Source organism: Pseudomonas sp. 57B-090624 (assembly GCF_003234055.1).
GTDB lineage: Bacteria > Pseudomonadota > Gammaproteobacteria > Pseudomonadales > Pseudomonadaceae > Metapseudomonas > Metapseudomonas tohonis.
The window spans coordinates 1-18,732 of the sequence record NZ_QKRU01000101.1 but is presented as its reverse complement, the minus strand read 5'-3'; the positions used below and the strand labels follow the sequence as shown (position 1 = coordinate 18,732).

General features: G+C 67.9%; 18 protein-coding genes and 1 pseudogene. 12 read left to right on the top strand and 7 right to left on the bottom strand.

Annotated elements, in window-relative coordinates; all coding sequences use genetic code 11:
• Positions 1–193 (bottom strand): annotated as a pseudogene (locus DMX10_RS29590) (signal recognition particle-docking protein FtsY); the annotation flags it as partial.
• Between the two features lie 141 nt (positions 194–334).
• On the opposite strand from DMX10_RS29590, the gene DMX10_RS29585 reads away from it, so the two are divergent.
• From DMX10_RS29585 to DMX10_RS29570, 4 genes are read left to right on the top strand one after another with little or no spacing between them, the layout of a single operon-like run.
• A complete protein-coding gene (locus tag DMX10_RS29585; protein WP_111264454.1) occupies positions 335–1,690 on the top strand; it encodes a pitrilysin family protein in 1,356 nt (451 codons plus the stop codon).
• Entirely contained in the window at positions 1,683–3,164 is a 1,482-nt protein-coding gene (locus DMX10_RS29580) for a pitrilysin family protein (RefSeq protein ID WP_111264453.1), read from the top strand. Before DMX10_RS29585 ends, DMX10_RS29580 begins: the two co-directional genes overlap by 8 nt.
• Entirely contained in the window at positions 3,164–3,763 is a 600-nt protein-coding gene (gene rsmD / locus DMX10_RS29575; RefSeq protein ID WP_111264452.1) for a 16S rRNA (guanine(966)-N(2))-methyltransferase RsmD, read from the top strand. The genes DMX10_RS29580 and rsmD overlap by 1 nt, the downstream gene beginning before the upstream one ends.
• Positions 3,760–4,743, top strand: coding sequence for a hydrolase (locus DMX10_RS29570; protein ID WP_111264451.1), 984 nt, complete (start codon positions 3,760–3,762; stop codon positions 4,741–4,743). Before rsmD ends, DMX10_RS29570 begins: the two co-directional genes overlap by 4 nt.
• Here the strand turns inward: DMX10_RS29570 and DMX10_RS29565 are convergent.
• A complete protein-coding gene (locus tag DMX10_RS29565) occupies positions 4,740–5,405 on the bottom strand; it encodes a TetR/AcrR family transcriptional regulator (RefSeq protein WP_111264450.1) in 666 nt (221 codons plus the stop codon). The two genes, DMX10_RS29570 and DMX10_RS29565, sit on opposite strands and share 4 nt — an antisense overlap.
• A gap of 273 nt (positions 5,406–5,678) precedes the next feature.
• Between DMX10_RS29565 and DMX10_RS29560 the strand changes: the two genes are divergently transcribed.
• The 6 genes from DMX10_RS29560 (at position 5,679) to ggt (ending at position 12,022) form a co-directional block, all read left to right on the top strand.
• Positions 5,679–7,109, top strand: a complete 1,431-nt coding sequence (locus DMX10_RS29560; protein WP_111264449.1) for a coniferyl aldehyde dehydrogenase — start codon at positions 5,679–5,681, stop codon at positions 7,107–7,109.
• A 34-nt stretch (positions 7,110–7,143) separates the two neighbouring features.
• Positions 7,144–7,689, top strand: a complete 546-nt coding sequence (locus tag DMX10_RS29555; RefSeq protein WP_111264448.1) for a twin-arginine translocation pathway signal protein — start codon at positions 7,144–7,146, stop codon at positions 7,687–7,689.
• A gap of 86 nt (positions 7,690–7,775) precedes the next feature.
• Positions 7,776–9,371 carry a GMC family oxidoreductase gene (locus tag DMX10_RS29550; RefSeq protein ID WP_111264447.1) on the top strand — a complete coding sequence of 532 codons (1,596 nt, stop codon included), beginning with the start codon at positions 7,776–7,778 and terminating at the stop codon, positions 9,369–9,371.
• A 92-nt stretch (positions 9,372–9,463) separates the two neighbouring features.
• Positions 9,464–9,943: a pantetheine-phosphate adenylyltransferase gene (coaD, locus tag DMX10_RS29545; RefSeq protein ID WP_111264446.1), complete on the top strand. Its 480-nt coding sequence runs from the start codon at positions 9,464–9,466 to the stop codon at positions 9,941–9,943.
• Between the two features lie 116 nt (positions 9,944–10,059).
• A complete protein-coding gene (locus tag DMX10_RS29540; RefSeq protein WP_111264445.1) occupies positions 10,060–10,311 on the top strand; it encodes a YfhL family 4Fe-4S dicluster ferredoxin in 252 nt (83 codons plus the stop codon).
• 4 nt (positions 10,312–10,315) lie between these two features.
• Positions 10,316–12,022, top strand: coding sequence for a gamma-glutamyltransferase (gene ggt, locus DMX10_RS29535; protein ID WP_111264444.1), 1,707 nt, complete (start codon positions 10,316–10,318; stop codon positions 12,020–12,022).
• Between the two features lie 10 nt (positions 12,023–12,032).
• Here ggt and DMX10_RS29530 read toward each other — a convergent pair whose 3' ends face one another.
• From DMX10_RS29530 to DMX10_RS29510, 5 genes are all read right to left on the bottom strand, one after another.
• Positions 12,033–13,865, bottom strand: coding sequence for a Na/Pi cotransporter family protein (locus DMX10_RS29530; protein ID WP_236205510.1), 1,833 nt, complete (start codon positions 13,863–13,865; stop codon positions 12,033–12,035).
• Between the two features lie 111 nt (positions 13,866–13,976).
• Complete coding sequence (locus tag DMX10_RS29525; protein ID WP_111264442.1) at positions 13,977–14,315, bottom strand: multidrug transporter; 339 nt, start codon at positions 14,313–14,315, stop codon at positions 13,977–13,979.
• Between the two features lie 77 nt (positions 14,316–14,392).
• Positions 14,393–14,971 carry a lysophospholipid acyltransferase family protein gene (locus DMX10_RS29520; RefSeq protein ID WP_111264441.1) on the bottom strand — a complete coding sequence of 193 codons (579 nt, stop codon included), beginning with the start codon at positions 14,969–14,971 and terminating at the stop codon, positions 14,393–14,395.
• 71 nt (positions 14,972–15,042) lie between these two features.
• Positions 15,043–15,855, bottom strand: coding sequence for a bifunctional DNA-formamidopyrimidine glycosylase/DNA-(apurinic or apyrimidinic site) lyase (gene mutM, locus DMX10_RS29515; protein ID WP_111264440.1), 813 nt, complete (start codon positions 15,853–15,855; stop codon positions 15,043–15,045).
• A gap of 30 nt (positions 15,856–15,885) precedes the next feature.
• Complete coding sequence (locus tag DMX10_RS29510; RefSeq protein WP_173175271.1) at positions 15,886–16,698, bottom strand: HDOD domain-containing protein; 813 nt, start codon at positions 16,696–16,698, stop codon at positions 15,886–15,888.
• Positions 16,699–16,886: 188 nt separating this feature from the next.
• On the opposite strand from DMX10_RS29510, the gene DMX10_RS29505 reads away from it, so the two are divergent.
• The gene (locus tag DMX10_RS29505; protein WP_111264438.1) at positions 16,887–17,426 is read left to right on the top strand and encodes a type 1 glutamine amidotransferase domain-containing protein; all 540 of its coding nucleotides are present in this window, start codon (positions 16,887–16,889) and stop codon (positions 17,424–17,426) included.
• 76 nt (positions 17,427–17,502) lie between these two features.
• Positions 17,503–18,699: a class I SAM-dependent rRNA methyltransferase gene (locus DMX10_RS29500; protein ID WP_111264437.1), complete on the top strand. Its 1,197-nt coding sequence runs from the start codon at positions 17,503–17,505 to the stop codon at positions 18,697–18,699.
• Positions 18,700–18,732: the final 33 nt, after the last annotated feature.

The window sequence follows — 18,732 nt, the reverse complement described above, 5'->3', positions numbered from 1 at the left end:
CCACCTCGGCAACGGACTCGACCACCGGGGCGGGCGCAACCGGCTGCGTCTCGGCGGCGGGCACCTCGGGTTGGGTGGGTTCTGCGGGCGGCACGGGAGCCGCTTCCTGCGGTTTCTTGCGCAGCCAGCCGAACAGTGATTTTTTTTCAGCGGCCTCGGCCGGCGTCTTCTTGTCGTCGTTGGAACCAAACATGGGTAGCTTGTATCTCAAGGAGCGGCCGCTCTGGGCCTGGCCCGGTAGCGTCGCCGTGCCGGAAAGGGATGGAGTATCCTAGCACCTCTTCGCCCGCAGGCGGTACGTCCGCCGGGGCCGTCCGAAAGGTCAAAAACATCGATGAAAGCGATTGCCCGCCACGCCGCCGGCTTGCTGTTCGGCGCCCTTTGTCTGCCGATAGCCGCCCATGCCGCAGAATCCCAACCCACCCATGAATACACCCTCGAAAACGGCCTGAAAATCGTCGTCAGAGAAGACCACAGGGCACCGGTGGTAGTTTCCCAGCTCTGGTACAAGGTAGGCTCCAGCTACGAGACCCCGGGCCAGACCGGCCTCTCCCACGCCCTCGAACACATGATGTTCAAGGGCAGCCGCAAGCTCGGCCCGGGCGAGGCTTCCCTGGTGCTGCGCGACCTCGGTGCCGAGGAGAATGCCTTCACCAGCGACGACTACACCGCCTACTACCAGGTCCTGGCCCGCGATCGCCTGAGCGTCGCCTTCGAGCTGGAGGCCGACCGCATGGCCAGCCTGCGCCTGCCGCCGGAAGAGTTCGTGCGCGAGATCGAGGTGATCAAGGAAGAGCGCCGCCTGCGCACCGACGACCGCCCCACCGCCAAGGCCTTCGAGCGTTTCAAGGCCATGGCCTATCCCGCCAGCGGCTACCACACCCCCACCATCGGCTGGATGGCCGACCTGGACCGCATGAAGGTCGAGGAGCTGCGCCACTGGTACGAATCCTGGTACGTGCCCAACAACGCCACCCTGGTGGTGGTCGGCGACGTCAAGGGCGAAGAGGTCAAGGCCCTGGCCCAGCGCTGGTTCGGCGACATCCCCAGCCGCGCCGTGCCGCCCTCGAAGAAGCCCCTGGAGCTCGCCGCACCGGGTGAGCGCCGCATCGTCCTGCACGTGAAGACCCAGCTGCCGAGCCTGATCATGGGCTTCAACGTCCCCGGTCTCGCCACCGCCAAGGAGCCGCGCCAGGTCCACGCCCTGCGCCTGATCTCCGCGCTGCTCGATGGCGGCTACAGCGCCCGCCTGCCCAGCCGCCTGGAACGTGGCGAGGAGCTGGTCAGCGGCGCCTCGGCCAACTACGACGGCTACCCGCGCGGCGACAGCCTGTTCATGCTCAGCGCCACGCCCAACGTGCAGAAGGGCAAGACCCTGGAGCAGACCGAAGCCGGCCTGTGGAAGGAGCTGGAAGACCTGAAGAACAACCCGCCGGGCGAGGAGGAACTCAAGCGCGTGCGCGCCCAGGTGATCGCCGGGCTGGTCTACGAGCGCGACTCCATCACCAGCCAGGCCACCACCATCGGCCAGCTGGAAACCGTCGGCCTGTCCTGGAAGCTGATGGACCAGGACCTCGCCGCCCTGGAAGCCGTGACCCCGGCCGACATCCAGGCCGCTGCCAAGACCTTCTTCACCCGCGACCGCCTCAGCGTCGCCCACGTCCTGCCCGAGGAGGCTAGCCATGAGTGAGCGCAACGGCCTGCGATACGGCCTGCTCGGCCTGGCCCTGATCGCCCTGCTGGGCGTCCTGCTGTTCATCGTCGTCGACCGCACCCCGCCGACCCAGGCCGCCGAGGCCGATGAGCCGCCGAAACTCGAATCCATCACCGAACTGGACGGCAAGGCCCCGGCCCGCCGCGACCTGGACATCCAGACCTGGGACACCGCCGAGGGCGCCAAGGTACTCTTCGTCGCCGCCCCCGAGCTGCCGATGTTCGACCTGCGCCTGACCTTCGCCGCCGGCAGCAGCCAGGACGGCGACGCCCCCGGCCTCGCCACCCTGACCAACGCCATGCTCAACGAAGGCGTGAAGGGCAAGGACGTCACCGCCATCGCCCAGGGCTTCGAAGGCCTGGGGGCCGACTTCAGCAACGGCGCCTACCGCGACATGGCCGTGGCCGGCCTGCGCAGCCTGACCGACCCCAAGCTGCGCGACCCGGCCCTGGAACTGTTCACCCAGGTCATCGGCGCGCCTACCTTCCCCGAGGACTCCCTGGCGCGCATCAAGAACCAGATGCTCGCCGGCTTCGAGTACCAGAAGCAGAACCCCGGCAAGCTCGCCGGCCTGGCGCTGTTCGACAAGCTCTACGGCAAGCACCCCTACGCCCACTCCAGCGAAGGTGACGAGAAATCCATCCCCGCCATCGGCGTCGCCCAGCTGCAGGCCTTCCACAAGAAGGCCTACGCCGCCGGCAACGTGGTGATCGCCCTGGTCGGCGACCTCTCCCGCGAGGAAGCCGAAGCCATCGCCAAGCGTGTCTCCGCCGCCCTGCCGAAAGGGCCGAAGCTGGCCAAGGTCGCGACGCCCGAGACGCCCAAGCCGGGCACCACCCACATCGAGTTCCCGTCGGCGCAGACCCACCTGCTGCTGGCCCAGCTCGGCATCGACCGCAACGAGCCCGACTACGCCGCGCTCTACCTGGGCAACCAGATCCTCGGCGGCGGCGGCTTCGGCACCCGGTTGATGGAAGAGGTGCGCGAGAAGCGCGGCCTGACCTACGGCGTCAGTTCCGGCTTCACCGCCATGCAGGTCGCCGGCCCCTTCATGATCGGCCTGCAGACCCGCGCCGAGCTGAGCGACGGCACCCTCAAGCTGGTCAAGGACATCGTCCGCGACTACCTGGCCAAGGGCCCGACGCAGAAGGAACTGGACGACGCCAAGCGCGAACTGGCCGGCAGCTTCCCGCTGTCCACCGCGAGCAACGCCGACATCGTCGGCCAGCTCGGCGCCATCGGCTTCTACGGCCTGCCGCTGACCTACCTGGAAGACTTCATGAAACAGGTGCAGGGGCTCAGTGTCGAACAGGTCAAGGCCGCCATGGACAAGCACCTGAACCCGGACAGCTTCGTCATCGTCACCGCCGGCCCGACCGTTCCCCAAAAGGAGCTGCCGGCGCCGACGGAGAAGCGTTTCAAACCCAGCTTTGGCATCCCGGAGCACTGATGGCCGCACGTTCACCGAAGAAAGCCCCGCCCCCCCACGGGGGCCAGGGCCAGTTGCGCATCATCGGTGGCGAGTGGCGTTCGCGCCGCTTCGCCTTCCCCAACGGCCCGGGCCTGCGCCCGACGCCGGACCGGGTGCGCGAAACCCTGTTCAACTGGCTCGCGCCCTACGTGGAGGGCGCTCGGGTGCTCGACCCCTTCACCGGCAGCGGCGCCCTGTACCTGGAGGCGCTGTCCCGCGGTGCCCAGGAAGCCCTGGCCCTGGACCTGAACCCCGACTCGATCGCCGCCCTGCGCGGCACCCTGGACACCCTCGGCTGCGGCGCCGGCCAACTGCTGCAGGCCGACGCGCTGCGCTACCTGGCCACCCAGACGCCACGCCCCTACGACCTGGTGTTCCTCGACCCGCCCTTCAACCTCAACCTGCTGCAGCCGGCCTGCGCGCTGCTGGAGGAGAACGGCTGGCTGGCCGCCGATGCCTGGATCTACACCGAAAGCGAGAGCGCCCCTTCCACCCTCGGCCTGCCGGGCAACTGGCGCCTGCACCGGGAGAAGAAGGCCAGCACCGTGCACTACGCACTGTGGCATCGACAGGCGTGAGCGACTTCACCCCCGCCTGGTGGCTGCCGGGCCCGCACCTGCAGACCCTCTGGTCGCCCTTCTGCCGCAAACCGCCGCAGCTGGAACGCCGGCGCGAGCGCCTGTGGCTGGAGGACGGCGACTTCCTCGACCTCGACTGGCACGGTCCCCACGACGCCGAGTCGCCGCTGGTGCTGGTGCTCCACGGCCTCACCGGCTCGTCCGCCTCGCTCTACGTGCTCGGCCTGCAGCAGCAACTGGCCGGGCGCGGCTGGTCCAGCGTGGCGATCAACTGGCGCGGCTGCTCGGGCGAGCCCAACCTGCTGCCCCGGGGCTACCACTCCGGCGCCAGCGAAGACCTGGCCGCCACCGTCGAACACCTGCGCCGCGTGCGCCCGCTGGCACCGCTGTTCGCCGTCGGCTATTCGCTGGGCGGCAACGTGCTGCTCAAGTACCTGGGTGAAAGCGGCGAGGCCTGTGCCCTGCGCGGGGCCGTCGCGGTCTCGGTGCCCTTCCGCCTGGACCAGTGCGCCGACCGCATAGGCGCCGGCTTCTCGCGGGTCTACCAGCGCCATTTCATGCGCGAGATGGTCGCCTACGTGCGCGACAAGCAGCGCCTGTTCGCCCACCAGGGCCAGGCCGATCGCCTGTCGGTACTGGAGAAGCTCGGCCCGCTGGACGGTATGCGCACCTTCTGGGATTTCGACGGCCGCATCACCGCCCCCCTGCATGGCTACGCCGACGCCGACGACTACTATCGCCGGGCGTCCAGCCGCTATTTCCTCGGCGACATCCACGTGCCCACATTGCTGATCCAGGCCGCCGACGACCCCTTCGTATTCCGCCACAGCCTCCCCGAGGCCCACGAACTGTCCGCCAGCACGCGCCTGGAACTGCATGAGAAAGGCGGCCATGTCGGTTTCATCGGCGGTACGCCGGGCAAGCCCGACTACTACCTGGAACGGCGCATCCCCCAGTGGCTGGCGGGGCTCGCCCGCTAGCCCTGCACCACCAGGTCGAGGGGCACGTAGAGCTTCTCGTAGAGCGCCGCCACCGCCTCCTGCGCCTCGGCGGCGATGTAGCCCCCCTCCAGCGCCAGCACCTGGTAGATGCCACGGCGCAGCATCTCTTCGTTGAGGTCGCCCGGGTCACCCCGCGTGGTGCAGAGGAAGCGCACCCAGGAGGTCATGATGATCCAGCTGTTGAGGGCCAGGGCCTCGATCTGCGCGTCGTTCATCAGCAGGATGCCGACCTCGACGAAGCCCCGGTAGATGGCCTGGGCATGCCCCAGGCAGCGCTGGGCGAAGACCCGGTAGCGCGCCGCCAGTTCGGCGTCGGATTCCAGCAGGTGCTCGAGGTCGCGGTGCAGGAAGCGGTAGTGCCACATCGCCGCCAGCAACGCCTCCAGGTAGAAGGTCTTGTCCTCCACCGTCAGCGCGCGATCCCCGGGCAGGCGCAGGAAGGCGTCGACCCGTGATTCGTACTCGGCGAACAGCTCGGCGATGATCACCTGCTTGTTACGGAAGTGGTAATAGAGGTTGCCCGGCGACATCCCCAGGTGAGCGGCGATGTGGTTGGTGGTGACGTTGCGCTCCCCCTGGGCATTGAACAGCTCCAGGCTGGATTGCACGATTCGCTCGCGGGTCTTGATACGTGGGGCCATGCGCGGATCGGTCTCACTGCTGCCGGGGAGCCGGCGAGGGTAACAAAACTACACAGAGTCCCGGAACAGAGAGTGCCTCCACAGCGCTCCGCGTTCCGTATCGCACCCTGTTCGTGTGGCCTCCCGGCCCCCTTCACAGGCCGCCTGGAGGCCGGCCCAACTTTCTTTCGGTAGGCAGGGCGAGCCCTGTCGCGCCATGCTATTTGACACACTAGAGCAATTACTCTAAAAATCCAGCACCGGTTTTCAACAATAATTAGAGAGGTGTCGCTCATGGTCGCCGACGTAGCCTATCTGCAGCAGGCCCAGCAGCAGATCAACCAGCTCGAGGAGCTGTTCGCCCGCCAACGTGCCGCCTATGGCGACAACCCGATGCCCAGCGCCGAGCAGCGCATCCAGTGGCTCAAATCCCTGCGTGACCTGATCTTCGACGAGCAGGACGCGCTGATCCGCGCCATCAGCCAGGACTTCAGCAACCGCTCCGCGGACGAAACCCTGCTGGCCGAGATCATGCCCAGCCTGCACGGCATCCACTACGCCAAGAACCGCGTGCGCCGCTGGATGAAGCCCTCGCGCCGCTCCGTCGGCATGGCCTTCCAGCCGGCCTCCGCCAAGGTCATCTACCAGCCCCTGGGCGTGGTCGGCGTGATCGTGCCGTGGAACTACCCGCTGTTCCTCGCCATCGGCCCGCTGGTCGGCGCCCTGGCCGCCGGCAACCGCGTGATGGTGAAGATGAGCGAATCCACCCCCGCCACCTCCCAGCTGTTCAAGACGCTGATGGCGCGCATCTTCCCCGAGGACCTCGTCGCCGTATGCCTGGGGGAAGCCGATGTCGGCGTCGCCTTCTCCAAGCTGCCCTTCGACCACCTGCTGTTCACCGGCGCCACCAGCATCGGCCGCCACGTCATGCGTGCGGCTGCCGAGAACCTGACCCCGGTCACCCTGGAGCTGGGTGGCAAGTCGCCGGCCATCGTCTCCCACGAGGTGCCCCTGGATCACGCCGCCGAGCGCATCGCCTTCGGCAAGACCATGAACGCCGGGCAGACCTGCGTCGCCCCCGACTACGTGCTGGTGCCCAGGGAGCGCGTCGAAGGCTTCGTCGAGGCCTACCGCACTGCGGTGAAGTCCTTCTACCCGCAACTGCAGAACAACCCCGACTACACCGCCATCATCAACGAACGCCAGCTGCAGCGCCTCAACGGCTACCTGCAGGACGCCGAAGCCAAGGGGGCACGCCTGGTGCCGCTGTTCCCCGAGGCCCAGGGCCGCCGCCTGCCGCACACCCTGGTGCTGGACGTGAAGGACGACATGAAACTGATGCAGGACGAGATCTTCGGCCCGCTGCTGCCCATCGTCCCCTACGAGCGGCTGGACCAGGCCTTCGCCTATATCAACCAGCGCCCGCGCCCGCTGGCGCTCTATTACTTCGGCTACGACAAGCGCGAGCAGCAGCGCGTGCTGCACGAAACCCATTCCGGCGGCGTGTGCCTCAACGACACCCTGCTGCACGTGGCCCAGGACGACATGCCCTTCGGCGGCGTCGGCCCCTCGGGCATGGGCCACTACCACGGGCATGAAGGGTTCCTCACCTTCAGCAAGGCCAAGGGCGTGTTCATCAAGCAGCGCTTCAACGCCGCGCGGATGATCTACCCGCCCTACGGCAAATCGATCCAGAAGCTGGTCTACAAGCTGTTCGTGCGCTAACGCCCCCTAAGGATCAGACGGGTACATAACAACAATGACCGAGACCACCCTGAACGCGCCGGGACTTTCCCGGCGCAGCCTGCTCAAAGTCGGCCTGTTCGGCTCTGCCTTCCTCGCCACGGCCGGCGTCACCGCCACCCTCTCCGGCTGCTCCGCCAGCGTCCCGGCCAACGGCCTGGCGATCCTGCGCGACTCCGACCTGCCCTTCCTGCGCGCCCTGATCCCGGTGATGCTCGAGGGCGCGGTCAGTGCCGAGCAGATGCCGCAAGCCGTAGCCGGCACCATCCAGAGCCTGGACTACGCCCTGGACCGACTCTCGCCGGAGATGCTCAAGCTCACCGTGCAGCTCTTCGACGTGCTCGCCCTGCCCATCACCCGGGGGCCGCTGACCGGTGTATGGGGCAGCTGGGAGAACGCCAGCGCCGAGGACGTGCGCAACTTCCTCGATCGCTGGCAGAACAGCTTCATCGGCCTGCTGAAGATGGGGCACGCCTCCCTGCTGCAGCTGGTGATGATGGCCTGGTACAGCAGGCAGGAAGCCTGGGCGCATTGCGGTTACCCCGGTCCGCCGACCGTCTGAGCGCGCGCCCCCACAACGACAAGAAACACCACTCGACCAGGCGCCGGCGACGACCGGCCGCTTTCGGCGAGAGCGAGGATTGACTGATGCCCGTACCCGATCTGTTCGCCGACGGCATGGCCCGCGGCTGGAAGACCCACAATGGCTCGCGACTCGAGCAGGACCTGACCCTGGAGGCCGACGTCGCCATCGTCGGCTCGGGGGCGGGCGGCGGCACCACCGCCGAGATACTCAGCGCCGCCGGCTACAAGGTGCTGATCATCGAAGAAGGCCCGCTCAAGACCAGCAGCGACTTCAAGATGCAGGAAGCCGAGGCCTACCCGAGCCTCTACCAGGAAGGCATCGGCCGCATGACCAAGGACGGCGCGGTGACCGTCCTCCAGGGCCGCGCCGTGGGCGGCACCACCCTGATCAACTGGACCTCCAGCTTCCGCACCCCCGACCCGACCCTGGAACACTGGGCCAGGGAGCACGGCGTCAAGGGCCACAGCCCGGCCGAGATGGCCCCCTGGTTCGAGAAGATGGAACAGCGCCTCGGCGTCGCGCCCTGGGCCATTCCGCCGAACCCCAACAACGACGTGTTGCGCAGCGGCTGCGAGAAGCTCGGCCTGCACTGGAAGGTCATCCCGCGCAACGTGCGCGGCTGCTGGAACCTCGGCTACTGCGGCATGGGCTGCCCGACCAACGCCAAGCAGTCGATGCTGGTCACCACCATCCCCGCCACCCTCGACAAGGGCGGCGAGCTGCTCTATCTCGCCCGCGCCCATCGCCTGCTGATCGACGGCGACAAAGTCACCGGCATCGAATGCCAGGGCATGGACGAGCGCTGCGTGGCGCCCACCGGCCGCACCATCACCGTCAAGGCGCGGCACTACGTGCTCTCCGGTGGCGGCATCAACACCCCCGGCCTGCTGCTGCGCTCCGACGCGCCCGACCCGCACGGCCGCACCGGCAAGCGCACCTTCCTGCACCTGGTGAACTTCTCCGCCGCGCAGTTCGAGCAGGTGATCAACCCCTTCTACGGCGCGCCGCAGTCCATCTATTCCGACCACTACCAGTGGGACGACGGCACCACCGGGCGCATGTCCTACAAGCTCGAAGTGCCGCCGCTGCAGCCCGCGCTCACCGCCACCCTGCTCGGCCGCTTCGGCATCGACAACGCCCTGCGCATGGAGCAGTTGCCGCACACCAACGTGATGCTCGCTCTGCTGCGTGACGGCTTCCACCCGGACAGCGCCGAAGGCACGGTGGAACTGCGCGGCGACGGCAGCCCGGTGCTCGACTACCGCATGACCGACTACACCTGGGACGGCGTGCGTCGCGCCTTCCAGGTGATGGCCGAGATCCAGTTCGCCGCCGGGGCCAAGGCCGTGCTGCCGCTGCATGCCGACGCCGGCTACGTGAAGACCGCCGCCGAGGCGCGCACGCTGATCGATGGCCTGTCGCTCGAGCTGTACCGCACCCGCCTGGGCAGCGCCCACGTGATGGGCGGTTGCGCCATGGGCGAGGACCCGAAGCAGGCGGTCACCGACAGCCTCGGTCGTCACCACCAGTTGGCCAACCTGTCGATCCACGATGGTTCGCTGTTCCCCACCAGCATCGGCGCCAACCCGCAGCTGTCGGTCTACGGGCTGACCGCGCAGCTCTCCACCGCCCTCGCCGAGCGCCTCAAGAGCGCCTGAGCGGGATAAACCGGCATGCTCCGGCGTCTTGGCCGCCGGGGCATGCTGCGCTACCATCCGATTCCCTTACGGACCCCTGCCAGGACGCAGCGATGAACCGAGTGTTGTATCCGGGCACCTTCGACCCGATCACCAAAGGCCACGGCGATCTGATCGAACGTGCCTCCCGCCTGTTCGACACCGTGATCATCGCGGTAGCCGCCAGCCCCAAGAAGAACCCCCTGTTCTCCCTGGAGCAACGCGTCGAGCTGGCCCGGGAAGTCACCAAGCACCTGCCCAACGTCGAGGTGGTGGGCTTCTCCACCCTGCTGGCGCACTTCGTCAAGGAGCAGAAGGCCAATGTCTTCCTCCGTGGCCTGCGCGCCGTTTCCGACTTCGAGTACGAGTTCCAGCTGGCCAACATGAACCGCCAGCTGGCACCGGACGTGGAGAGCATGTTCCTCACCCCGTCGGAGCGGTACTCCTTCATCTCCTCCACCCTGGTGCGCGAAATAGCGGCCCTGGGCGGAGACATCACCCAGTTCGTCCACCCTGCGGTGGCCGAGGCCCTGGCCGAGCGCTTCAAGCGCTGAGCCCCGCGATACGGCGGTCGGCGCGCGCAAAAGGTGCGCCGACCGCGCCATTCCGGCACAATTCCGCCATTGTCTGCTGAGCACCGCCGCCGCACGGCGACGGTAGGAGTTGTTCCATGTCCCTCAAGATCACCGACGACTGCATCAACTGCGACGTCTGCGAACCCGAGTGCCCCAACGGCGCCATCTCCCAGGGCGAGGAGATCTACGTCATCGACCCCAACCTGTGCACCGAGTGCGTCGGCCACTACGACGAACCGCAGTGCCAGCAGGTCTGCCCGGTGGACTGCATTCCCCTCGACGACGCCCGTGTCGAAACCCGCGAGCAGTTGATGGACAAGTACCTGAAGCTCACGGGCAAGGCCTGACGCCATGGGCCGCCAGCTGCGTGACACGGCCTGGCGTCCCGCCCTGCTCGCGGCGCTGCTGCTGTTCAGCGTCGCACTGCGGGCGGCGCCCCCCGACCAGGCCGCCGTAGCCAGCGCCCAGCCCTCGGCCACGGTCGCCGGTCTGGAAACCCTGGCCATGGGCGGCAACGCCTTCGACGCCGCGGTGGCCATCAGCGCCGCCCTGGCAGTGGCCGAGCCCCACGGCTCGGGCCTGGGCGGCGGCGGTTTCTTCCTCCTGCGCAAGGCCGGCGACAAGCAGCCCACCTACCTGTTCCTCGACGCCCGCGAACGCGCGCCGCTGGCCGCGCGCCCGGATCTCTACCTGCGCGATGGCAAGGTACAGCCGCAGCTGTCCATCAACGGCCCGCTGGCCGCCGCCATTCCCGGCCTGCCCGCCGCGCTGGTGGACCTGGCCCAGCACCACGGCCGCCTGCCCCTCGCTGATTCCCTGGCCCCGGCCATCCGCCTGGCCCGCGACGGCATCTCGGTCGATCGCGTGTACATCGAGCGCGCCGGCTTCCGCATCGCGGCGATGCGCGACGACCCCGAGACGGCGCGCATCTTCCTCGACGACAAGGGCGAGGTGCCCGATGAGTTCAGCCTGCTGCACCAGCCCGACCTGGCCCGCACCCTGGAGCGCATCGCCCGCTACGGCAAGGCCGGCTTCTATGCCGGCGAGACCGCCGCCAGGCTGGTCAAGGGCGTGCGCGATGCCGGCGGCATCTGGACCCAGCAGGACCTGGACAGCTACCGCGTGGTGGAACGCCAGCCGCTGCGCTACGCCCTGGCCGACGGCCGCGAGCTGATCAGCGCACCGCCGCCCTCGGCCGGCGGCGTGGCCCTGGCCCAGAGCCTGGCGATGTTGCAGCAGCTGCCCTGGCGCGAGGGCGACAAACTGCAGCGCACCCACTACGTGGTCGAGGCGCTGCGCCGTGCCTACCGTGACCGTGGCCTGCTGGGCGACCCCGACTTCATCGCCAACCCGGTGAGCCAACTGCTCGCACCGGACTACCTGAAGGGCCTGGCCGCCGGCATCGACCCGCAGCGAGCCACCCCCAGCGCCAGCCTGCCGCCGGCTCCCGCGTGGCGCGAAGGCGACCACACCACCCACTTCGCGGTGATCGACAAGGACGGCAACGCCGTCGCCGCCACGCTGTCGGTGAACCTGCCCTTCGGCGCCGCCTTCGTCGCCCCGGGCACCGGCGTGCTGCTCAACGACGAGATGGACGACTTCGCCGCCGATACCCAGGGTGCCAACGCCTACGGCCTGGCCGGCAGCCAGGCCAACGCGGTGGCCGCCGGCAAGCGCCCGCTGTCGAGCATGAGCCCCACCTTCATCGAGAGCGCCAAGGAATTCACCGCCTTCGGCACCCCGGGCGGCAGCCGCATCCCGAGCATGGTGCTGCTGTCGATACTGGAATACCTCGACGGCCAGCCCGTCGCCCGCTGGCCGGCGGTGCCGCGCTACCACCACCAGTACCTGCCCGACGTCATCGAGCACGAGCCGAGCACCTTCAGCGACGCCGAGATCGCCGCGCTGCAAGCGCGTGGCTACAGCCTGAAACGCGTCGAGCGCGGCTACGGCAACCAGCAGGTGCTGTTCTGGGACAAGGACGGCGGCCGCATCGAAGCCGCCAGCGACCCACGCGGCGTGGGCCTGGCCAAGACGCTGGAAAAGGAGCAGCGCTGAGCCTCACGGCTCAGGGCAGCTCGATCAGCCCCTCTTCCTCTTCCGCCGACGCTCCTGCGCGCAGCAAGCCTTGGCGCTGGCCGATCATCAGCACATTGCGCAAGCTCTGGATGATGCGGCTGGCATAGCCCAGGTCGTTCATCAGCGAGCTCATCTGCAGGCCATCCAGCTGACCACTGCGCACAGCGGCGAACAGGCGGTTGCGGAACTCGCCATCGAAGTCCGCGGCCTTCTCGTCGAGCCATTGCAGGTGTTGTGACCAGACCTCGTCCGGCAATTGCGAACGGCTCAGCTCGCGCATCTGGTGCAAGGTCGCCAGCAGGTGGCGGCGCAGCTCCACGTAGGCATCCCGCGTCGCCGACGGCCCACCCTCCAGGTAATGGCCGAGGTTCTTCTGCAGGTGCTTGGCATCCTTCACCGCATCCACCAGTTGCAGCGCCGTCACCTGGCAACTGACCCAGAACTGCTGGTGCGCCTCGTCCAGCGTCACTTCCAGGCGCCCCATGAAGCTCAGCAGGTCGCCGTAAACGCCCTTGATGTGGCGCTGGTAGAGCGTCTCGGCATCCAGGTGATGGCGCACGGGCGGTGCCTGCAGCGCGGCCTCGTCGGGGTGGTCCTTGCCCAGCAGGTCCACCGGCAGGAACAGCGCATGGCAGATCACCTCCAGGCTCAGGCGCCCGAGGTGGCGCAGCTCCTGCACCACCGCGCTGGCCGCCGCGTCGGCCGAATCCAGGGCGCGCTCGCTGAGATAGCGCGCGCGGACCCGCTCCGGCTCCGCCGGCCCCGCCGCCAGCTCGGTGATCAGCACCTGGGGCTCGCTGCGTTCGGGCAGCCAGCGCACCAGCAGGGTCGCGAGGCCCGCCTGCCAGGGCCAGAACAGCGCCACGCCGAAGGCATTGAACAGGGTATGGAACATGGCCAGCTGGATCAGCGGGTTGTCCGCCAGGCCCACCGGCTCCGCCAGGGCATGCACCAGCCAGGTCAGGGGCCCGAGCAGAGCGAAAGCGAGTACCCCGGTAACGATGTTGAACAGCACATGGGCCAAGGCCAGCCGCTGGCCGCTGCGGTTGCCACCGAGGGAGCCAACGAAGGCCGTGGTGACGCTGCTGCCGACATTCGAGCCGATAGCGATCGCCAGGCTCTGCCCCAGCTCCAGCTGGCCGCTGGCAAGCGCCGCGAGGGTCAGCATCAGGGCGGCGTGGCTGGATTGCAGCACCACGGTCACCAGCATCCCCACCGCCACGAACAGCAGGCTGCCGAGCAGGCCATCGACCTGCAGGCCGGTCATGTCGAAGCCATCATCGAAGGCGGAGAAGCCGTCCTTGATCTGGTCGATGCCGAGGAACACGAAGGCGATGCCCAGCACGATGCGCCCGGCCGCCTTGCTGCGCGGGCCGATGAAGCCGGCCAGCACGCCGAACACCAGCAGGGGCAGCGCCAGGGGCGAGAGGCTGAGATTCTGCCCCGCCATGGCCAGCAGCCAGATGCCGCTGGTGGCCCCGAGGTTGGCGCCGAAGAGGATGGCGATGCCACCGGCCAGCTGGATCAGCCCGGTACTGATGAAGGCGATGGTGAGCAGCGAGACCAGGGTACTGGACTGCAGCAGCAACGTGCCGCAGACACCGAACATCAGGCCCTTGAACGGCGTCGAGGTGCTGCGCCCCAGCAACTGCTCGAGCTTGCTGCCGGCCAGGTCGCGCAGCCCTTCCTCCAGGCACTGCATGCCGAAGAGGAACAGCGCCAGGCCCGCGCAGAGCTGCAGCCAGCCGGCACTCATCCAGAAGCTGCCGGCAAGCCCGACGGCCGCCAGCACCAGCAGTGCGACAACTGGAAAACCCTTCACCTCATCCGTCTCCCTGGCAGGCGCCGAACAGGGCGCCATAAATGCAAACGGCCCCTTGCTCATCGCTGGGCAAGGGGCCGTCTCCGGCTCGATGAGCCGAGAATAGCGCGATCAGTCTTTCTGGTAACCGCTGCTGGTGCAGCCCAGGCAACGCACGAAGGCTTCCTTGCCCGGATCGACCACGAGGGCCTTGCCGGCGGCGCCGACATTGCCGCCCAGGGCGCTGAAGGGCAGGCTCACCACGAACAGGCCGGCACCGACGACGGTGGCACCGATGAGCAGCGGACGGGCGATCAGCAGGTCGCCGACCATGGAATAAGCGGGCGGAGCGTCGGCGGTGTACATCGGGTCGCCGCTGGTGTTCTGCTGCACCACCTCAGCCTGCGCCTGCAGCGCCATGAGGCCAGTGGTCAGCGCCAAGACAGCAGCGGAAGTGCGGAACAGGTTCATGATGCAATCCTTCGGCTATTAGAGGAGTAATGCGGCTAACTATAACAGTGCCCGCGCGCTTTTCAGCGTGACGGCCTTCAATCGCCGTTAAAAGCGTAGTCGGGTTTTTTCGGCTCGTACGGCAGGTAGAACGCCAGCAGGCGGCGCAGATCGGCCGCAGCATCGCCGGTGGTCCGGAACGGCTCGCCGATGACGATGCGCCGGTTGCGGTAGTCCAGTGCCGCCGGCACCACCGGGACGTCGGCGCCACGGGCGATGTGGTAGAAGCCCATCTTCCAGCGCTCCACCCGTTTGCGCGTGCCCTCCGGCGACAGCACGAGGATGAACTCGCGGTTCTCGCGAAAGGCCTGAACGGCCTGTTCGACCTGGTTGAGCTTGAGGTGGCGCTGGATGGGAATGCCGCCCCAGCGCTCCATCAGCCCGGCGAAAGGCCAGCGGAAGATGCTGTGCTTGCCGAACCAGCGGGCGTTCAGGCGGAGGATGAACTTGGCCGCGATGAACAGCACGAAGTCCCAGTTGGACGTGTGGTGCGCGCCGATCACCACGAACTTGTCGAGGGGCGGCAGCTGCCCCTCGATGCGCCAGCCAAGCAGTTTGAACACGCCATGGCCGATGGCTTGCGCAACCGCGTTGCGGGGCAGGTAGTTGCCGGACATCCGTCACCTCTTCTTATTGTTCTCGGCATCTCTCGAGGACCACGGCGGCGGGCCGACAAGGCCGCGCCGGCCTAGCGCTGGCAGCGCGGGCAGTAGACGCTCGCCCGCTGCCCCAGCTTCACCTCGCGCAGGGTGGAACCACAGACCTTGCAGAACTCGCCGCCGCGCCCATAGGCGAACAGCTCTTGCTGGAAATAGCCCGGCTGGCCGTCGCCGCCGACGAAGTCGCGCAGCGTGGTGCCCCCACGCTCGATGGCGTGGGCGAGGATGCGCTTGATCTCCTCGGCGAGCTTCAGGTAGCGCGCCCGCGACACGCTTCCCGCCTCGCGGCGCGGGTCGATCCCGGCGGCGAACAAGGCTTCGGTGGCGTAGATGTTGCCCACGCCCACCACCACGGCGTTGTCCATGATGAACGGCTTGACCGCCATGCTGCGCCCACGGGAGAGCTGGTACAGGCGCTCACCGTCGAACAGGTCCGTCAACGGCTCGGGACCGAGGTTGCGCAGCAGTTCGTGGTTGTGCGGGTCGAGGCTCCAGAGCAGGGCGCCGAAGCGGCGCGGGTCGGTGTAGCGCAGCGCCAGGCCCGACTCCAGCTCGATATCCACGTGCTCGTGCTTGGCCGCCACCGTCCCCGTCTCCACCAGGCGCAGGTTGCCGGACATGCCCAGGTGGCTGATCAGCGTGCCCGCCTCGGCCTGCAACAGCAGGTACTTGGCGCGGCGTTCGACGACCACGAAGCGCTGGCCGGAGAGGCGCACGTCCAGGTCCTCGGGGATGGGCCAGCGCAGGCGGCGCTCACGCACCACCACGCGGCTCACGCGCTGGCCCTCGAGGTAGGGCGCGATGCCCCGCCGCGTGGTTTCGACTTCAGGTAGTTCAGGCATGGATATCTCGACGTACAGCGTCGCGGGCGATCAGTGGGCGCCCAGTTCGCGGATGCTTTCCTTGAGGTTCTCGAAGTCGTACTCCGAAAGGCCGACGTAGTCGAGCACCAGCGCCCTGACGCTGTTCCACTCGTGGTCATCGGCCTGGTTGCCCAGCACCAGGTGCGAGGCACAGACGTGCTCGGCCATCTTCAGGATCGCCAGCAGCGTCTTCAGCGGCGCATCGCGCCCGGAGTCATCGCTGAAGATCGACAGCGCGTTGTGGTGGTTGGCGATGGCCTCGCAGAGGTGCTCCGGCAGGCGCCAGGAGCGCGCGGTGAAGTAGCCCACCACCGCATGGTTGGTGTTGAGCAGGCGGTTCTCGGTGTCGACGATGCGGCGCTCGGCATTGGCACTGGCATAGGCCTCCTCCAGCACCGTCATGTAGTCCGGGAAGCGCTTGAGCATCAGCGGGATGCCGCAGTTGTGGAACAGCCCCAGCGCGTAGGCCTCGTCCGCCTGCTGGTGGCCGATGCGCTTGGCCAGGGTCAGGCAGGTCATGGCCACGTCCTGGGCGGTGTCCCAGAAGCGGTTGAGGGTGACGATGGTCTCGTCGGTCATCTCGCCCTTGATCGACTGCGCGTTGATCAGGTTGATCACCGTGTTGCAGCCCAGCAGGTTGACCGCCTGCTGGATCGAGGCAATGCGGTTGGTCAGCCCGTAGAACGGCGAGTTGACGATCTTCAGCAGTGCGCCCGACAGGCCCGGGTCCTGGCTGATGAGCTTGGCGATGGTGCGCAGGTCCGGGCTGGGCATGACCTGCTCCATCTGCAGGTCGACCATGATCTGCGGCTGGGGCGGCACGCTGATGCCCTGGAGGAAATGGCGAATCTGTTCTGCAGAGAGTTCTTGGGCCATGACAGCGGGACTGAGGCGGGGAATTGGGATGACAGTCTAACTCCAGCCACTGGTGAACAGGCCATCGATTTAGCTGAACTTTCGCCTAACGGTCGCCTCGGAAACTGAACACCCACAACGACGGGAGACCCCCAATGAGCCAGTCCATCAAGGGCAAGCGCGTGGCCCTGCTGGTGACCGACGGTTTCGAGCAGGTCGAGCTGACCGGGCCGAAGAAGGCCCTCGAAGACGCCGGCGCCATCGCCGAGATCGTCTCCGCCAGCACCGGCAAGGTCACCGGCTGGAACCACACCACCCCGGCCGACAGCTTCGCCGTCGACCGCACCTTCGACACCGCCCGCATCGAGGACTACGACGCCCTGGTGCTGCCCGGCGGCGTGGTCAACGCCGACACCATCCGCCTGGACGAGATGGCCCAGGAACTGGTGCGCGACGCCGCCCGAGCCAACAAGCCCATCGCGGTCATCTGCCACGGCGCCTGGCTGCTGGCCAGCGCCGACCTGGTCAAGGGCAAGACCCTGACCAGCTGGCCGTCCCTCACCGACGACCTGAAGAACGCCGGCGCCAACTGGGTGGACGAGGAAGTGGTGGTCGACGGCAAGCTGATCAGCAGCCGCAAGCCCGACGACATCCCGGCCTTCAACCGCAAGCTGATCGAAGCCCTCGCGGCCTGAGCACGAGCGCCCGCCGGTAGCAGGATCGGCGGGCGCCTTCGGTTATAATCCCGCTCTTTTTTCCGGAGAGCGACCCATGTCCCTGCCCAGCCTGCGCCTCAAAGCCAACGCCGATCGACGCCTGCGCGCCGGCCACCTGTGGGTCTACAGCAACGAGATCGACGTGGTCGCCACTCCGCTGAACGCCTTCCAGCCCGGCGACCAGGCCATCCTCGAAGCCGCCGGCGGCAAGCCCCTGGGCGTGGTCGCACTGAGCCCGAACAACCTGATCTGCGCGCGCCTGGTGTCCCGCGACACCAAGCACAGCCTCGACAAGTCGCTGCTGGTGCACCGCCTCAACGTGGCCCTGAGCCTGCGCGAGCGCCTGTTCGACAAGCCCTACTACCGCCTGGTCTATGGCGACTCCGACCTGCTCCCCGGCCTGGTGGTGGACCGTTTCGGCGACCACATCGTGGTCCAACTGGCCTCCGCCGCCATGGAGCGCAACAAGGACGCCGTGCTGGATGCCCTGGTGCAGGTGCTCAAGCCCCGTGGCGTGCTGTGGAAGAACGACTCCGCCGCCCGTGACGCCGAGGGCCTGGAGCGCTACGTGGACACCGCCTTCGGCGTGGTGCCCGAGTGGGTCGCCCTGGAAGAGAACGGTGTGAAGTTCGAAGCCCCGGTGCTGGAAGGCCAGAAGACCGGCTGGTTCTACGACCACCGCATGAACCGCGCCCGCCTGGCGCCCTACGTCAAGGGCAAGCGCGTGCTCGACCTGTTCAGCTACATCGGCGGCTGGGGCGTGCAGGCCGCGGCCTTCGGCGCCAGTGAAGTGTTCTGCGTCGACGCCTCCGGCTTCGCCCTCGACGGCGTCGAGCGCAACGCCATCCTCAACGGGGTGGCGGAGCAGGTCACCTGCGTGGAAGGCGACGTGTTCGAAGCCCTGAAGGAGCTGAAGGCCGCCGAAGAGCGCTTCGACGTGGTCGTGGCCGACCCGCCCGCCTTCATCAAGCGCAAGAAGGACCTGAAGAACGGCGAGGCCGCCTACCGCCGCCTCAACGAACAGGCCATGCGCCTGCTCAACAAGGACGGCATCCTGGTCAGCGCCTCCTGCTCCATGCACCTGCCCGAGGACGACCTGCAGAACATCCTGCTCGGCAGCGCCCGCCACCTGGACCGCAACATCCAGCTGCTGGAACGCGGCGGCCAGGGCCCGGACCACCCGGTGCACCCGGCGATCCCGGAAACCCGCTACATCAAGAGCATCACCTGCCGCCTGCTGCCCAACAGCTGAGGGTCCGACGGCGCCCCGGCCGCAGCGTCGGGG

Excerpts from the sequence above, each read along its gene's own strand:
- DMX10_RS29585 (WP_111264454.1), top strand. The coding sequence starts at position 335 with ATGAAAGCGATTGCCCGCCACGCCGCCGGCTTGCTGTTCGGCGCCCTT.
- DMX10_RS29580 (WP_111264453.1), top strand. The coding sequence starts at position 1,683 with ATGAGTGAGCGCAACGGCCTGCGATACGGCCTGCTCGGCCTGGCCCTG.
- rsmD (WP_111264452.1), top strand. The coding sequence starts at position 3,164 with ATGGCCGCACGTTCACCGAAGAAAGCCCCGCCCCCCCACGGGGGCCAG.
- DMX10_RS29565 (WP_111264450.1), bottom strand. The coding sequence starts at position 5,405 with ATGGCCCCACGTATCAAGACCCGCGAGCGAATCGTGCAATCCAGCCTG.
- DMX10_RS29560 (WP_111264449.1), top strand. The coding sequence starts at position 5,679 with ATGGTCGCCGACGTAGCCTATCTGCAGCAGGCCCAGCAGCAGATCAAC.
- DMX10_RS29555 (WP_111264448.1), top strand. The coding sequence starts at position 7,144 with ATGACCGAGACCACCCTGAACGCGCCGGGACTTTCCCGGCGCAGCCTG.
- DMX10_RS29550 (WP_111264447.1), top strand. The coding sequence starts at position 7,776 with ATGCCCGTACCCGATCTGTTCGCCGACGGCATGGCCCGCGGCTGGAAG.
- coaD (WP_111264446.1), top strand. The coding sequence starts at position 9,464 with ATGAACCGAGTGTTGTATCCGGGCACCTTCGACCCGATCACCAAAGGC.
- DMX10_RS29540 (WP_111264445.1), top strand. The coding sequence starts at position 10,060 with ATGTCCCTCAAGATCACCGACGACTGCATCAACTGCGACGTCTGCGAA.
- ggt (WP_111264444.1), top strand. The coding sequence starts at position 10,316 with ATGGGCCGCCAGCTGCGTGACACGGCCTGGCGTCCCGCCCTGCTCGCG.
- DMX10_RS29525 (WP_111264442.1), bottom strand. The coding sequence starts at position 14,315 with ATGAACCTGTTCCGCACTTCCGCTGCTGTCTTGGCGCTGACCACTGGC.
- DMX10_RS29520 (WP_111264441.1), bottom strand. The coding sequence starts at position 14,971 with ATGTCCGGCAACTACCTGCCCCGCAACGCGGTTGCGCAAGCCATCGGC.
- mutM (WP_111264440.1), bottom strand. The coding sequence starts at position 15,855 with ATGCCTGAACTACCTGAAGTCGAAACCACGCGGCGGGGCATCGCGCCC.
- DMX10_RS29505 (WP_111264438.1), top strand. The coding sequence starts at position 16,887 with ATGAGCCAGTCCATCAAGGGCAAGCGCGTGGCCCTGCTGGTGACCGAC.
- DMX10_RS29500 (WP_111264437.1), top strand. The coding sequence starts at position 17,503 with ATGTCCCTGCCCAGCCTGCGCCTCAAAGCCAACGCCGATCGACGCCTG.